The sequence below is a fragment of the Curtobacterium sp. PhB130 genome, assembly GCF_003755165.1.
Lineage (GTDB): Bacteria > Actinomycetota > Actinomycetes > Actinomycetales > Microbacteriaceae > Curtobacterium.
The window spans coordinates 429,307-444,574 of the sequence record NZ_RKII01000009.1; the positions used below are offsets into that span (position 1 = coordinate 429,307).

Genomic DNA, 15,268 nt, shown 5'->3' on the forward strand with positions numbered 1-15,268 from the left:
CCGGCGCCCGCGCCGGTGCCCGCGCCCGCGCCGGCGCCGGCGCCGGCGCCGGTCCCGGCGCCGGTGCCGGTGCCGGTGCCGGTGCCGGTGAGATCGCACTTCGTGTCGGACCTCCGGGTCTCAGGCGACACAGAACGCGATCTCACCGGATGATGCGGGCGGGCGGACGCACGCGAGCGGTCACGACATCCCGCGAGTCAGACGCCGGCCGGTCGCGTTCCGTCACCCGGGTCGCGCCTCAGCGACGGAACGTGACCGGTCGGCGTCCGCGGACGGGGTGTCGCGACCGCGAGCGACCCGGCCGACGGACAACGGGCGGACGACGGACGGACAGCCGACGGACGGACGACGGGCGGACAGCGGACGCTCGCGACCGCGAGCGACCCGGCGGACGGCCGACGGGCGGACGGACGACGGGCGGACAGCGGACGGACGACGGACGGGAGGCCCGGTGCCAGCTGGCACCGGGCCTCCCGTCCGGACGTGGTCGCGACCGTGGCCGCGGGCAGCCCCGCAACAGGGCCACGGGTCAGTCGACGGCGAGCGCCTCCGTCGGGGGCACGCGCATCGCGCGCCGCACGGGAGCGACCGTCGCGGCCACGGCGAGCACCAGCGCGCCCGCCACCACGATGACGATGGTCATCGGCGGCAGCACCGGCGCACCTGGCGAGCCGAGCGACCCGAGGAGCGTCTGCCCACCGACCCAGCCGTAGAACGTACCGAGGACGAGTCCGGTGAGCACCGCCGCGACGACCATCTGGACGGCCTCGGTGATGATCATCCGTCGGACCTGTGCACCGGTGAGTCCGAGGACCCGGAGCAGCCCGAGCTCCCGCCGGCGCTGGAGCACCCCGAGCGCCAGCGCGTTCACGACCCCCACGGCGGCGATCACGGCGGAGAACCCGACGATCACGCTGACGACGCCGTTGACCTGCACGAAGAAGTCCCGCATCCCCTGGAGCTGCTCGGGGCTGCCGCCCTGGAGCTGCCCGCGGAGCTGCGCTTCGAGCACGTGCTGCATCATCCCGAGCGCGACGGCGAAGGTGACGAGCAGTGTGACGCCGATGACGAGCCCGATGGTCGCCCGCGACGAGCGTCCCGGCGCCCGCATCGCGTTGCGGCCCGCGAGCAGCACGACCGGGTCCTTCGCGCCGATCCGCCCGATCAGCGCGAGCACGGGCGGCATCACGATCGTGGCGCCGACGGAGACCCCGGCGAACGACACGAAGCCGCCGAGCGCTGCCGGCAGCACGGCGATCGGGGTGACGGCGCTGAGCACCAGCCCGAGGAGCATGAGCGCGCCGCCGCCGGCCATGAGCAGGATCGCCCAGACCTTCCGCGCGGTGCCGGAGCGGACGTCGTCGTGGCTCGGCTCGACGCTGGAGGACAGCGCTTCGAGCGGGGTGACCGTCAGCACCCGGCGGGAGCCGACGCCGAACGCACCCCAGGTGGCGAGGACGACCGCGACGACCGGGAGCACGAGCTGCCACGGCACGAGCGTGTAGGTGGTGTCCGGCAGGAACCCGTTGCCCCGGAGCACCGCGACGAAGAGCGCGGTCAGCCCGGTGCCGACGACGGCCCCGACCAGCCCGCCGAGGACCCCGACGACGAGCCCCGCCCGGACGATGCGGGCACGGAGGGTCGCGCCGGTGGCCCCGACCAGCCGCTGCAGCGCGATGATCCGCGTCTGCCCGGCGATGAGCGTCGCGCAGGTGTTCGCCGTGACGATCGCCCCGACGTAGAGCGCGATGCCGAGGAACAGCCAGCCGATGACGTCGAGGATCGACTTCACCGGCCCGAGGTCCGCGAACCCGGCGGCGGTGAGCGCTTCGGTCGCGATGCCTGGCGCGATGACGAGTGCCGATCCGAAGGTGGTGCCGAGCGCCGCGACCAGGATCGTCGGGCTGAACTCCTTGACGGTGTTCACGCTGCTGCCTCCATCCCCAGCATCGTGGTGGAGATGTCCGCCGCGCTCATCGCCGGGCGGTCCCCCACGATCCGCCCGTCGGCGAGGAACAGGATGCGGTCGGCGTTGGCAGCGGCGACCGGGTCGTGCGTGACCATCACGACGCTCTGGCCCCACTCGGCCACGGCCCCGCGGAGGATCGCGAGCACGTCACGGCCGGTCCGGGAGTCGAGCGCGCCGGTCGGCTCGTCGGCCACGACGACCGCCGGCCGGGACACCAGCGCGCGGGCGATCGCGACCCGCTGCTGCTGGCCACCGGAGAGCTGGTGCGGCCGGTGCCCGAGGCGGTTCCCGAGACCGAGCATGTCGACGAGCCGGTCGATCCACGCCGATTCTTCCCGCGAGGGCTTGTGCCCGCCGAGCAGGAACGGCAGCCGGATGTTCTCGCTGACGTCGAGCGTCGGCACGAGGTTGAACGACTGGAACACGAACCCGAGCCGCCGGCGACGGAGCTCGGTGAGGTCCTTGTCGCCGAGCTGGGTGATGTCGACCCCGTCGATCTGGATCCGTCCGGCGGAGACCGCATCGAGCCCGGCGGCGACGTGCATGAGCGTCGACTTGCCCGAGCCGGACGGCCCCATCACCGCGGTGAACTCGCCGGCGCCGATGTCGACGCTGACGTCGTCGAGCGCCGTGACCCGGCGCGCGGCGTCGCCGTAGTGCTTGGACACGTGGTCGAGTCGGATGATCGGAGCGTGGCTGGTGGTCATGTGTCCACCATGACGCTCGGGAGGCACGTCCCGCGTCGGTCCGTCGGCTCCTGTGGATGGATCGATCGGCTCACATGCCGGCGGTCACGTCATCCGGCAGGATGACCCCGGACGCCGGACGCCGGACGCCGGACGCCAGACGCCAGACGCCGGACGGGAGCGCTCAGTCCCGCGTGACGAGCCCGTGCTCGTGTGCGAACACGACGAGCCGCACCCGGTCCCGCAGCCCGAGCTTGGTGAGCACCCGGGAGATGTGGGTCTTCACCGTGGCCTCGCTGACGTACTCGTGCTGCGCGATCTCGCTGTTGCTGAACCCCCGCGCCGCCAGGTCGAAGATCTCCCGCTCCCGCGGCGTCAGGTCGTCGACGGCCGCGGGCACGTTCGCGGCACGCTCGGCGGAGTCGTCGTACCGACGGAGGAGCTCGCGTGTCGCCGACGCCGCGAACACCGCGGTGCCCGCGTGCACGGTCCGGATCGCCGCGAGCAGGAACTCCGGGTCGGCGTCCTTCAGCACGAAGCCGCTCGCACCGGCGCGGATGGCCTTCGCCGCCGCCTCGTCGAAGTCGAACGTGGTGAGCACGAGCACCTTCGCCCCGTCGGTCCCGGCGTCCTCGACGATCTGCGCCGTCGCGGTGATCCCGTCCATCACGGGCATCCGGACGTCCATGAGCACGACGTCGGGTCGGCCCCGGCGGACGAGTTCGACCCCTTCGGCGCCGTTGCCGGCCTCACCCACGAAGCGCAGGTCCGGCTGCGAGTCGATGAGCATCCGGATGCCGGTCCGGAACAGTGCCTGGTCGTCCACGAGTGCGACGCGGATGGGGTTCTCGGTCATCGTGCGGTGCGCTCCTGGTCGGTCGAGGTGACGAGCCCGCGGGGCATCTGCCCGCTGGCCGGGTGTGCCGGGATCCGGACGGCGACGGCGAAGTCGGCGCCGCGGGGGCCGGCGGTCATGCTCCCACCGGAGATCGTGGCACGCTCCCGCATGCCGACGAGCCCGTGCCCGGTGCCCGGCCCGGAACGACCGTGGTCGGCGCGCCGGTTGACCACGTCGATCTCGACGGTGTCCGGGCGGTAGGTGAGAGTGGTGCGCACCGGGGTGCCGTGCTCACCGTGCTTGTACGCGTTCGTCAGGCTCTCCTGCACGATCCGGTACACGGCGAGCTGCGTGGTCGTCGGCAGCCCCGACGCGTCTCCGCGACGTTCGACCTGCACGTCGAGGCCGACGTCGCGCATCTCCCCGACGAGCTGCTCGATGTCGTCGATGTCGGGCGTCGGCGCGGTGCCCTGCTCGTGGCGGAGCGCGCCGAGGAGTTCCCGGACGTCACCGAGGGCGCGGCGGGCGGTGGTCGAGATCGTGCCGAGCGCCTGGTCGGCGACGGCCGGGTCGGCCCGGAGCGCGTACCGGGCGCCGTCGGCCTGGGCGATGACCACGGCGAGCGAGTGCGCCACGATGTCGTGCATGTCCCGGGCGATCCGGACGCGCTCCTGCTCGACGGCCACCGCGCGGTCGGCGCGGGCGGCATCGCGTTCGGCGAGCAGCTGGGCTTCCCGGCTCATCCGCGCGGTCTGCCGGGTCCGTGCGACGACGCCGCCGAGCCAGGGCAGGAGCAGGATCGCCAGGATGACGACGAGCGACCCGAGCGCGAGCTGCGAGGACTCGACCACCGGGCCGGAGATCGTCTGTTCGTGGGACCGGGTGGCGTAGTCCTGCAGGCCGACGTACGCGGCGGCGACGACGGCACCGCCGATCGCCGAGACGAGCCCGGCGATCCGGATCCGCCGGCTGCCGTACGCGCTCGTCGTGTACAGGACCCCGGCGATGAACACGTCGGACAGGTCCGGCTGCTGCATCGTCGCCATCTGGAAGACGGCGGCCGCCCAGGCGATCGCGAGGGCCAGGCCCGGTGAGAGTCGCCGGAAGGCCAGCGCGACGGTCATGCCGAGGACGGTCAGGTAGGCGACCGGGCCGTCGATGCCGCGCGTGGACGTGATCGCTACGAGGGCGCCGAGGACACCGGCGACGACGACGTCGACGGTGACCTGACTGCGCAGCATTGGACGGAACACCCGTCCACGGTACGACCGCCGGGTCACGAGCGCGTCAGTCCGCGGAATGACCCGGCCCGTTCGGTCAGAACCCGAGCCGCCCGAGCTGCTTCGGGTCGCGCTGCCACTCCTTCGCGACCTTGACCCGGATGTTCAGGTAGACGTGCCGGCCGCCGAGCAGCGCCTCGATCTCGGCGCGCGCCCGGGTACCGACGTCCTTGAGACGCTCGCCCTTGTGCCCGATCACGATCGACTTCTGGCTGTCACGCTCGACGAACAGGTTCGCGAAGATCCGCAGCGGCCCGTTCGGGTCGTCGTCGGGGTCCGGCTCGACCATGTCCTCGATCGTGACGGCGAGCGAGTGCGGGAGCTCGTCGCGCACACCCTCGAGCGCGGCCTCGCGGATCAGCTCGGAGATCCGCTCCTCGTTCGTCTCCTCGGTGACGGCCTCGGCGCCGTAGAGCGCGGGCGACTCGGGCAGGAGCGCGGTGATCTCCGTGAGCAGGGCCTCCAGCTGCGTGCCCTGCGTCCCTGACGTCGGCACGATCGCGTCCCACTCGCGGAGCGCGGACACTGCGAGGAGCTGTTCGGCGATCTTCTCCTTGCCGGCACGGTCGACCTTCGTGACGATCGCGATCTTCTTCGCGCGCGGGAAGTGGTCGAGCGTCTCGTTGATGAACCGGTCGCCCGGCCCGATCGGCTCGTTCGCCGGGACGCAGAAGCCGATCACGTCGACGTCGCCCAGGGTGGACTGGACGAGGTCGTTGAGCCGCTCGCCGAGCAACGTACGCGGTCGGTGCACACCGGGGGTGTCGACGATGATGACCTGCCCGTCGGGGCGGTGCACGATGCCGCGGATCGCGCGGCGGGTGGTCTGCGGCTTCGACGAGGTGATCGCGACCTTCTCGCCGACCAGCGCGTTGGTGAGCGTCGACTTGCCGACGTTCGGGCGGCCGACGAACGAGACGAACCCGGCTCGGAACGGTGTGGCGGAGGTGTCGGTCATGGGTGCGTGGTTCCCGTCGTGGTGGATGCGGTGTCGTCGAACGCCTGCTCCGCGCCGGCGAGGGCGTCGGTGCGTTCGGCGAGCACGGAGATGAGGTGGCGGCGCTTGCCCTCGACGCGGTCGGCCGTCAGCACGACGCCGGACACGGTCACGGACTCGCCCGCGGTGGCCAGGTGGCCGAGTTCCTTCGTGAGGAGGCCCCCGGCGGTGTCGACGTCGTCGTCGTCGAGGTCGATGCCGAACAGGTCGCCGAGGTCGTCGATCGGCATCCGGGCGGAGATCCGCCAGACTCCGCCGCCGAGGTCGACGCGGTCGATGACGGTGCGGTCGTACTCGTCGGAGATGTCGCCGACGAGTTCTTCGATGAGGTCTTCCATGGTGACGAGCCCGGCGACCCCGCCGTACTCGTCGACGACCAGGACGAGGTGGTTCTTCGCGGCCTGCATGTGCCGGAGGGTCTCGTCGGCGTGCTTGGACTCCGGGACGAACTCGGCGACGCGGAGCAACGAGGTGACGGGGCGGCCGCCGGCGTCGGTGCTCTCGTAGAGGGCCCTGGCGAGGTCGCGGAGGTACACGACGCCGAGGACGTCGTCGCTGTCCCGCCCGGTGACCGGCATCCGGGAGACGCCGGCGGCGAGGAACTGCTCCATCACCGCGGCGAGGGTGTCGGTGGCGTCCGCGGTGACCATGTCGGTCCGGGGCACCATGACCTCGCGCACCAGGGTGTCGCTGAACTCGAACACCGAGTGGATGAGCTCTCGGTCCTCGTCCTCGAGCACGTTGCTCTCGGTCGCCTCGTCGACCAGGGAGAGCAGCTGCTCCTCGCTGGAGACGCTCGACGTGCTGCCGTTCCGGCCGGGGGTGACCCGGTCGCCGATGAGCACCAGGAGGCCGGCGAGCGGCCCCAGCACGATGCGGACGGCGTGCACGAGCCCGCCGGTGACCGCGACGAGCCGGTCGGCGTGCGCGCGCCCGACGCTCCGCGGGCTGGACCCGACGAGCACGAACGAGACGGCGGTCATGATCGCGGCGGAGACGATCAGCGCCAGCCACCAGGTGTCGAGCACCGAGAAGAGCGCGATCGTGACGAGCACGGCCGCTGCGGTCTCGGCGAGCACGCGGAAGAAGTTCAACGCGTTGACGTGGGCACCGACGTCGTCAGCGATCGCCTCGATGGCTCGGCGGCGCTTGCTGCCGCGGGCGATGTCGTCGAGGTCCGCGCGCGAGAGCACCCCGAGCGCGGCGTCCGACGCGGCGAGGAGCCCGCCGAGGACGACGAGCACGAACGCCACCGCGAGCAGGACGGCGACGAGCAGCACTGCGGTCACCGCCCCCGGCGCTGCGCGGCGAAGGCGGTCAGGATCTCCCCCTGCAGCCCGAACATCTCGGCCTTCTCCTCCGGCTCGGCGTGGTCGAAGCCGAGGAGGTGGAGGATGCCGTGGCAGGTGAGCAGCAGGAGCTCGTCGGTCGTGGAGTGCCCGGCGGTCTTCGCCTGGGCCTCGGCGACCTGCGGGCAGAGCACGATGTCGCCGAGGAGTCCGGCGGGCGTCGGCTCGTCCTCGGTCCCGGGGCGGAGCTCGTCCATCGGGAAGCTCAGCACGTCCGTGGGGCCGGGCTCGTCCATCCACCGGACGTGCAGCTGCTCCATCGCGCCCTCGTCGACGAGCACGATCGCGAGCTCGGCGTCCGCGTGGACGTGCATCGCGTCGAGCGCGAAGGCCGCGAGCCGCTGCACGGCGTCGTCGTCGATGTCCACACCGGACTCGTTGTTGAGCTCGATGCTCACCGGGTTCCTCCTCGGGGGTCGTTCTGGGGGTACGGGCTGTGCTGGCGGTCCTGCGGCGGGCGACCACGACGCTCGGCACGGTTCGCGCCGGCGGGGTTCGGCGTCGGGGCGGTGCCGCGACCACCGGGGCGGTGCCCGGCCTGCTCGGCGAGCCGCTGTTCGTCGTACACCGTGTACGCGTCGACGATGCGGCCGACGAGCGTGTGCCGCACGACGTCCTCGCTGCCCAGGCGGGCGAAGTGGATGTCGTCCACCTCGGACAGGATCTGGGTGACGATCCGCAGGCCGGAGACGTTGCCGGGCAGGTCGACCTGGGTGATGTCGCCCGTGACGACCATCTTCGAGCCGAAGCCCAGACGCGTCAGGAACATCTTCATCTGCTCGGGCGTGGTGTTCTGCGCTTCGTCGAGGACCACGAACGAGTCGTTGAGCGTCCGGCCGCGCATGTACGCGAGCGGTGCCACCTCGACCGTGCCGGCGGCGAGGAGCTTCGGGACCAGCTCCGGGTCCATCATCTCGTTGAGCGCGTCGTACAGCGGCCGCAGGTACGGGTCGATCTTGTCGGTGAGCGTGCCGGGCAGGAACCCGAGGCGCTCCCCCGCTTCGACCGCGGGGCGGGTCAGGATGATCCGGGTGACCTCGCGCCGCTGCAGTGCCTGCACGGCCTTCGCCATCGCCAGGTACGTCTTGCCGGTGCCGGCGGGACCGATGCCGAACGTGATGGTGTTCTCGTCGATGGCGTCGACGTAGCGCCGCTGTCCGTCGGTCTTCGGGCGCACGGACTTGCCGCGGCTCGAGACGATGGGCGTGCCGAACACGTCGGAAGGACTACGTTCCTCGTCGATGATCCGGGCGGAGGTCGGGATGTCGCCCTGACCGATGTCCTGGCCGCGCTTGACCATGCCGACGAGCTCGTCGACGAGCGCGCGGGCACGGGCGACGTCGCGCTCCGGCCCGGTGAGGGTGACCTCGTTGCCACGGACCAGGACCCGGACGCCCGGGTACTGGCGTTCGACGGTCTTCAGCAGCCGGTCCTGGGGGCCGAGGAGCTGGACCATCGCGATCCCGTCGACGCTGAGTTCCGAGACGGCTTCGGGCTCGGGGTGTGCGGTGTCGTCAGCTGGCAAGGGTGCCTTCCTGCAGGTCGCCTGCGAGTACGTGCGCGTGCACGTGGAACACGGTCTGTCCGACGGTCTCGCCGGTGTTGAAGACGAGACGGTACTGCCCGCCGGAGCGCTCGTCGGCGATGCGCTGCGCGGTGGTCACGATGTGGGCGAGGAGGTCCGGGTCACCCGCGGCGAGTTCGGTCACGTTGGCGTAGTCCTCGGTCTTGGGGACGACGAGCACGTGCACGGGGGCCTTGGGTGCGATGTCCTCGAACGCGATGACGCGGTCGTCCTCGGTCACGATGGTGGCCGGGATCTCCCGCGCGATGATCTTCGAGAAGACGCTGCTCATGACCCCATCGTAGAACGCGCCACCGACCGCGACACCGGGTTCACCAGCGTCCGAGCTTGGCCTGCAGCACGGCGAGTGCCGCGGGGCCGGCGGTGGAGGTCCGCAGCACGCTGTCGCCGAGCCGCACCCGGACGGCGCCCGCGGCGGTGAGCCGGTCGAACTCGGAGCCGTCGATCCCGCCTTCCGGGCCGACGACCAGGACGATCTCGGTGGCGTCGGACGGCGGTTCCCAGGTCGCGAGCCGCACCGTGGCGGTCGGGTCGAGCACGACCAACGCGACCCGAGCCTCCAGGCCGGGATCGCCGGCACCGCCGGAGCCGAGCCCGCCGGAACCGCCGACGCCGACAGCACCGCCGGCACCGACCCCGGCAGCCAACGCCGCCGTCGTCACCGGCGCCGAGACGGACGGCACCCGCGACCGGATCGCCTGCTTCGCGGCTTCCTGCGCGATGGCCGCCCACCGGGCCTGCCCCTTCGCGACCTTCGCGCCCTCCCACCGGGAGACGCTCCGCGCGGCCGACCACGGGACGACGTGGTCGACACCGATCTCGGTCGCCGCCTGCACCGCCATCTCGTCGCGGCCGCCCTTCGCGAGCGCCTGCACGAGCGTCAGCGACGGGACCGGCGCTGGTGACGTGGTCAGCGACGACACGGTCAGCACCAGGGCGTCACGGTCGAGCGACGCCACCGAGCCGAGGGCGACGGTCCCCCGGCCGTCCGAGAGCCGCAGCGTCTCGCCGACCCGGACCCGCGCGACGGTCACGGCGTGCCGCCCCTCTGGTCCGTCGAGCGCGACGGACGCGCCGACCCTCACGCCGTCGAGCGAGTCCACCAGGTAGAGCGATGCCATCAGAAGTTGAAGAAGCGGTCGCGGAGCTTGCCGAACATGCCCTGCTGGAACTTCGCGAGCTGGGGCGGCGCCGCCTTGTGCGACTTCGCGAGCTGCTCGACGAGCTGGCGTTCCTTGTGCGAGAGCTTCGTCGGGGTGACGACCTGCACGCCGACCCGGAGGTCGCCGCGGCCGTTCCCGCGGAGCTTCGTGACGCCGCGGTCCTTGAGGACGAGGACGTCGGCGCTCTGCACACCGGGGCGGAGCTCGAGCTCGACCGGGCCGTCGAGGCCGTCGATCGTGGTCTTCGTGCCGAGGACCGCGTCGGTCATCGACACCTCGAGCGTGGCGAGGAGGTCGTCCCCGTCACGGCTGAAGACGTCGTGGTGGCGCACGCGGATCTCGAGGTAGAGGTCACCGGAGGGGCCGCCGGCGGGGCCGACCTCACCCTGGCCGGGCATCTGCAGGCGGAGTCCGGAGTCGACGCCGGCCGGGATGTCCACGGGGATGGTCCGGCGTGCGCGCACGCGGCCCTGGCCCTGGCAGGTGGGGCACGGGTTCGGGATGACGGTGCCGTGCCCGCGGCAGGTGCCGCACGGCGCGCTCGTCACGACGTTGCCGAGGAGCGAGCGGACCTGGCGCTGGATGTGGCCGGTACCGCCGCAGATGTCGCAGGTGCGCGGGCTCGTGCCGGGCGCGCAGCAGGAGCCGCCGCACGTCTCGCAGAGCACCGCGGTGTCCACCTCGACGTCCTTGTGGGTGCCGAACACGACCTCGTCGAGGTCGACGTCGATGCGGAGCAGGGCGTCCTGCCCGCGCTCGGCGCGGCTGCGCGGACCGTTGCCACGGCCGCCACCGCCCCCGCCGCCGAAGAAGGCGTCGAAGATGTCGCTGAAGCCGCCGGCGCCGCCGCCGAACGGGTTGTCGGCCTGGGGGCCGGCGTCGTACCGACGACGCTGCTCGGGGTCGCTCAGCACGTCGTACGCGTGCGTCACGTCCTTGAAGCGCTCGGCGGCGTCCGGGCTCGGGTTCACGTCCGGGTGCAGTTCGCGGGCGAGGCGGCGGTACGCCTTCTTGATGTCGGCGTCGGCCGCGTCGCGCGGGACACCGAGGACGTCGTAGTGGTCTGCCACGTGTTCCTCAGGTAGGTTTCGTCGGTCTTGCTGGTGGATCGGTCTGGAGGCCCGGGTCGGCTCGCGCGCTCAGCGCGCGTCCCCGGGGTGGTCGGTCGTCAATTCTCTCCGAGCAGTCTGGACAGGTACCGCGCGACCGCGCGGACCGCGGCCATGTTGGAGCCGTAGTCCATCCGGGTGGGGCCGAGGACGCCGAGCCGGGCGACCTCGCCGCCCGCCGCGACGTACCCGCCGGCGACGATGCTCGTCGCGTCGAGGCCGTACTCGGCGTTCTCGACGCCGATCCGTGCGGTCACGGAGACGTCGTCGAGCTGCATCTCCCCGAACAACCGGAGCAGGGTCACTTGTTCCTCGATCGCTTCGAGGACCGGGAACAGGCCGCCGGAGAAGTCCTGTTCGCTCTTCGCGAGGTTCGCGGCGCCGGCCATCAGCAGCCGGTCCTGGCGGTTGGCGGCGACCTGCTCGATGAGGGTCGCGACGACCACGCCGGCGAGGGTCTGGGACTCCGGCCGGATCTGCGCGGGGATCGCCCGGAGTGCCGTCGGGACGTCGTGGAGCAGGAGCCCGACGGACGAACCGTTGACGACGGAGCGGAGTTCGACGAGCGCGGTCTCGTCGAGGGTGACGTCCGTCTCGACGACGCGTTGCTCGACCCGGGCGGTGTCGGTGATGAGCACCACCATCAGGCGGGTGTCCCCGAGCCGGACGAGTTCGACGTGCTGCACCCGGGCGCGCACCATCGACGGGTACTGCACGAGGGCGACCTGGTTCGTCAGCTGACTGAGCAGGCGGACCGTGCGGCTGAGGACGTCGTCGAGGTCGTTCGACGCGCCGAGGAAGGTCTCGATGGCCTGGCGCTGGGCACTGGTCAGCGGGCGCGCGGCGGCGAGGTGGTCGACGAAGAGGCGGTACCCCTTGTCCGTGGGCACCCGACCGGAGGAGGTGTGCGGGGCGATGATGAGCTGCTCGTCCTCGAGCAGGGCCATGTCGTTGCGGATCGTGGCCGCGCTGACGCCGAACGCGTGGCGCTCCACGATCGACTTCGAGCCGACGGGTTCGCGAGAGGCGACGTAGTCGCGCACGATGGCCTTGAGGACCTCGAGGGACCGTTCACTGACCACCAGGACCCCTTCCGCTCGCGCTGGCACTCGGACGTGACGAGTGCTGATCCTACGCCCGACCACCGACGTCCCGACACTTTGCGCACCGGTGTCGATACGCTCTCGGCATGAGCTACGGACAGCCGCCGAACGGACCCCAGGGCTACGGACAGCAGCCCGGCGGTCAGCAGTACCAGCCACCCCAGCCGATGACCCCCGAGGACCAGCGCCTCTGGTCGACGCTCACGCACATCGGCGGGATCTTCTTCAACTTCATCGCCCCGCTCGTCGCGTACCTGCTGTTCCGCGACCGCGGCGGCTTCGTCCGCGAGCACACCCGCGTCGCGCTGAACTTCCACATCACGATGGCCATCGCGTACGCCGTCGGGGTCGTCACGGTCTGGCTCGGCATCGGCCTGCTGATCCTCTTCGCTGTCTGGGTCGTGACGATCATCTTCGGCATCATGGCCGCCGTCGCCGCGAACCAGGGCCGGTTCTACCGCTACCCGCTCTCGATCGAGTTCATCAAGAACTGAGCACGAGCACCTAGCCGAGCAGCTCCCGCACCACCGCGTCCGCGAGCAGCCGGCCCTGCAGCGTGAGGTCGAGGCGACCCGGCGTGCCGGGCGTCCCCAGGGCGCTGCGCCCGTCGACGAGACCGCGTGCGATGAGCCCGGCGACCCGGCCACGGGCGTCCTGTCGGATCTCGTCCGTCCGCAGCTCCCCACGGACCCGCGCCGCCAGGAGCAGCCGCTCCACGTACCGGGTCTCGTCGTCGATGGTCTCCCGGCCGGCCGCCGGCGACTCGTCGGCGAGCACCCGGTTCGCGTACGCGGCCGGGTGCTTGACGTTCCACCACCGAGTGCCGGCGACGCTCGAGTGCGCGCCGGGGCCGACGCCCCACCAGTCGTGGCCCTTCCAGTAGGACAGGTTGTGCCGGCTGACGTGCTCGTCGCCGCGGGCCCAGTTCGAGACCTCGTACCAGCCGTACCCGGCGTCACCGAGGACCTGGTCCGCGAGCTCGTACATGTCCGCGGCGAGGTCGTCGTCGGGCGCCGGCAGCTCCCCGCGCGAGACGGCGCGGCCCATCGCCGTGCCGTCCTCGACGATGAGCGAGTACGCGGACACGTGGTCGGGCTCGCAGGCGATCGCGGCGTCGAGCGAGGTGCGCCAGTCGTCCAGGGACTCCCCCGGCGTGGAGTAGATCAGGTCGAGCGAGACGTCGAGCCCCTGCTGCTTCGCGAGGTCGACGACGTCCGGCACCCGGAGCGGGTCGTGGGTACGGTCGAGCGTCGCGAGCACGTGCGGGACCGCGGACTGCATGCCGTAGCTCATCCGCGTGAAGCCCGCGCGCCGCAGGGTCGCGATGGACTCCGCGTCGACGGAGTCCGGGTTCGCCTCGGTGGTGACCTCGGCCCCGGGGAGGATCCCCCACGTGTCGTCGATCGCCCTGAGGATCATCGCCAGGTCGCTCGCGGGGAGCATCGTCGGGGTGCCGCCGCCGAAGAAGACGGTGGACACCGGACGTCGCGGCACGCCGGAGCGGTCCAGGACCGAAGCGGCCCAGGCGATCTCCCGGACGGCGTGTCCGGCGTAGTCGTCGCGGCGGACACCGCGGAGCTCGGACGCGGTGTACGTGTTGAAGTCGCAGTAGCCGCAGCGCACCCGGCAGAAGGGCACGTGCACGTAGACGCCGAAGGGCACGTCGCCCGAACCGGCGCCGGGGGTGATCAGCCCGTCCGCGGGTGCCGGGTCAGCGATCGGGAGGGCACTCGGCATGGAGTCCATTGTCCGCCATGATGGAGTCATGGAGCACCACCCCGTCCCGACCACGGTGCTGTGGGACATCGACGGCACCCTCGTCCGGAACGCCACATCGCCCGGCAACCTGTACCACCTCGCGCTCGAACGGGCGACGGGCCGCGACCTCCCCCTCCTCGTCGGGCACCAGCACGGCCGGACCGACGCCGGCATCATCGCCGAGCACGTCCGCGCCCACGACCTCGGCGACGACCTGATCCCCACCGTGACCCGCCACCTCCGCGACCTCTCCGAAGAGCGGCACCGCGCGGGCGAGCACCGCACCGCCGCACCGGGGGCCGTCGCCCTCGTCACCCGCTTCGCCGAGCTCGGCTGGCGGAACGGCCTGCTCACCGGCAACTCCGCCTACCGCGCACGGGTCAAGCTCGCCGGCGCCGGGTTCGACGTCGACGCGTTCGACTGGGAACACTCGTACTTCGGCGACGAAGAGGTGGAGCGCGCCGGGGTCACCGCCCTCGCCGCGGACGCACTCGCCGGCACCCGCGCCGTCATCGTCGGCGACACCCCGCGCGACGGCGAAGCGGCGGACGCCGTCGGCATCCCGTTCCTCGCGGTCGCGACCGGCGTCTACGACGTCGACGCGCTCCGGCACACGAACGCCGTCGCGATCGCGCGCGACTGCGTCTCGGACGCGGCGCTCATCGAGGACGCGATCGCCGCGCTGCCGCCGCTGCGGCACGAGGGTAGCGCGGACTAGTCGCCGCGCAGGGCCTCGAGGTACTTCTCCGCCATCACGCGCTGCTGGCGACGGAGCAGCGGCGCGACGAAACGCCACTTCGCGCTCGCGGGCTGCGAGAACTGCCGGATCTGCAGCCACACCGAGCCGTCCGCGGTGCGCTCGATGACGAACGACTCCTCGCCCGAGAGCGGGTGCCCCTCGAGCGTGCCGTACGCGAAGCCCTTGCGGTCCGGCTCGTCGATGATCGACACGACCCGCACCGGCGCCTGCACCGTCTGCCCGAACGCGTGCATCGTCAGCACCGCGCTCGTCCCGGCGGTCACCAGCGGGGTGCCGTCCGGCGAGAACTGCTCCACCCGCGGCGTCCCGATCGAGGCCGGCGCGATCGGCACACCCTGCTCGTCGAAGGTCACCGGGTTGTACCGGACCTCGTCGTCGTCGGGTGCTTCGTCCACGCGCACCGCGATGCCGCTGCGCTCCTGGATCTGCCACGTCAACGCCTGGGTCACCGCGGTCTCGAAGCGCTGGTCACCGTGGCCGATGCGGGAGCGCGACTCCGCGGGGACGAACCCCTCTGGCGGGTAGGTCATCAGGTCGGGCGCCTGCGTGGCACCGACTGCTCCGTAGGTCAGGGCGGTCAGGTACCCTCCGCGGCTGCTCATCTGGCCATCGTACTGGGGGTGCGTGGCCGGGTCGAACCGACGGCGCGCGGTCCGTCGTCCACTTCCCGT

16 protein-coding genes are annotated in these 15,268 nt (G+C 72.0%); 2 read left to right on the top strand and 14 right to left on the bottom strand.

What is annotated here, in order from left to right:
* Window positions 1-529: 529 nt before the first annotated feature.
* The 12 genes from EDF24_RS15520 to hrcA all read right to left on the bottom strand — a co-directional run bounded on the left by EDF24_RS15520 (window position 530) and on the right by hrcA (window position 12,058).
* Window positions 530-1,927 (bottom strand): ABC transporter permease, encoded by a 1,398-nt coding sequence (locus EDF24_RS15520; RefSeq protein WP_123704011.1) that lies wholly within the window; start codon window positions 1,925-1,927, stop codon window positions 530-532.
* Window positions 1,924-2,676: an ABC transporter ATP-binding protein gene (locus EDF24_RS15525; protein WP_123704013.1), complete on the bottom strand. Its 753-nt coding sequence runs from the start codon at window positions 2,674-2,676 to the stop codon at window positions 1,924-1,926. The genes EDF24_RS15520 and EDF24_RS15525 overlap by 4 nt, the downstream gene beginning before the upstream one ends.
* Before the next feature lie 163 nt (window positions 2,677-2,839).
* A complete protein-coding gene (locus EDF24_RS15530; protein ID WP_123653139.1) occupies window positions 2,840-3,511 on the bottom strand; it encodes a response regulator transcription factor in 672 nt (223 codons plus the stop codon).
* Window positions 3,508-4,746, bottom strand: coding sequence for a sensor histidine kinase (locus EDF24_RS15535; protein WP_243698337.1), 1,239 nt, complete (start codon window positions 4,744-4,746; stop codon window positions 3,508-3,510). The genes EDF24_RS15530 and EDF24_RS15535 overlap by 4 nt, the downstream gene beginning before the upstream one ends.
* Before the next feature lie 64 nt (window positions 4,747-4,810).
* Window positions 4,811-5,731 carry a GTPase Era gene (gene era / locus EDF24_RS15540; protein ID WP_123653138.1) on the bottom strand — a complete coding sequence of 307 codons (921 nt, stop codon included), beginning with the start codon at window positions 5,729-5,731 and terminating at the stop codon, window positions 4,811-4,813.
* Complete coding sequence (locus EDF24_RS15545) at window positions 5,728-7,050, bottom strand: hemolysin family protein (protein WP_123704017.1); 1,323 nt, start codon at window positions 7,048-7,050, stop codon at window positions 5,728-5,730. Before EDF24_RS15545 ends, era begins: the two co-directional genes overlap by 4 nt.
* A 5-nt stretch (window positions 7,051-7,055) precedes the next feature.
* The gene (gene ybeY / locus EDF24_RS15550; RefSeq protein WP_123653137.1) at window positions 7,056-7,517 is read right to left on the bottom strand and encodes an rRNA maturation RNase YbeY; all 462 of its coding nucleotides are present in this window, start codon (window positions 7,515-7,517) and stop codon (window positions 7,056-7,058) included.
* The gene (locus tag EDF24_RS15555; RefSeq protein ID WP_243698360.1) at window positions 7,514-8,575 is read right to left on the bottom strand and encodes a PhoH family protein; all 1,062 of its coding nucleotides are present in this window, start codon (window positions 8,573-8,575) and stop codon (window positions 7,514-7,516) included. Before EDF24_RS15555 ends, ybeY begins: the two co-directional genes overlap by 4 nt.
* A gap of 58 nt (window positions 8,576-8,633) precedes the next feature.
* Window positions 8,634-8,975, bottom strand: a complete 342-nt coding sequence (locus tag EDF24_RS15560; protein WP_123653135.1) for a histidine triad nucleotide-binding protein — start codon at window positions 8,973-8,975, stop codon at window positions 8,634-8,636.
* Window positions 8,976-9,015: 40 nt separating this feature from the next.
* Window positions 9,016-9,825, bottom strand: coding sequence for a 16S rRNA (uracil(1498)-N(3))-methyltransferase (locus EDF24_RS15565; RefSeq protein ID WP_123704021.1), 810 nt, complete (start codon window positions 9,823-9,825; stop codon window positions 9,016-9,018).
* Window positions 9,825-10,937: a molecular chaperone DnaJ gene (dnaJ, locus tag EDF24_RS15570; RefSeq protein WP_123704023.1), complete on the bottom strand. Its 1,113-nt coding sequence runs from the start codon at window positions 10,935-10,937 to the stop codon at window positions 9,825-9,827. Before dnaJ ends, EDF24_RS15565 begins: the two co-directional genes overlap by 1 nt.
* Before the next feature lie 98 nt (window positions 10,938-11,035).
* Window positions 11,036-12,058 (bottom strand): heat-inducible transcriptional repressor HrcA, encoded by a 1,023-nt coding sequence (gene hrcA / locus EDF24_RS15575; protein ID WP_123653132.1) that lies wholly within the window; start codon window positions 12,056-12,058, stop codon window positions 11,036-11,038.
* A 107-nt stretch (window positions 12,059-12,165) separates the two neighbouring features.
* Here hrcA and EDF24_RS15580 point away from each other — a divergent pair, with 107 nt between their 5' ends.
* Window positions 12,166-12,573, top strand: coding sequence for a DUF4870 domain-containing protein (locus EDF24_RS15580; protein WP_243698339.1), 408 nt, complete (start codon window positions 12,166-12,168; stop codon window positions 12,571-12,573).
* Between the two features lie 10 nt (window positions 12,574-12,583).
* Here EDF24_RS15580 and hemW read toward each other — a convergent pair whose 3' ends face one another.
* Entirely contained in the window at window positions 12,584-13,816 is a 1,233-nt protein-coding gene (hemW, locus tag EDF24_RS15585; RefSeq protein ID WP_123704025.1) for a radical SAM family heme chaperone HemW, read from the bottom strand.
* A gap of 28 nt (window positions 13,817-13,844) precedes the next feature.
* Between hemW and EDF24_RS15590 the strand changes: the two genes are divergently transcribed.
* Complete coding sequence (locus tag EDF24_RS15590) at window positions 13,845-14,555, top strand: HAD family hydrolase (protein WP_185021689.1); 711 nt, start codon at window positions 13,845-13,847, stop codon at window positions 14,553-14,555.
* Here EDF24_RS15590 and EDF24_RS15595 read toward each other — a convergent pair.
* Window positions 14,552-15,199 carry a DUF1990 family protein gene (locus tag EDF24_RS15595; RefSeq protein ID WP_123653129.1) on the bottom strand — a complete coding sequence of 216 codons (648 nt, stop codon included), beginning with the start codon at window positions 15,197-15,199 and terminating at the stop codon, window positions 14,552-14,554. The two genes, EDF24_RS15590 and EDF24_RS15595, sit on opposite strands and share 4 nt — an antisense overlap.
* Window positions 15,200-15,268: the final 69 nt, after the last annotated feature.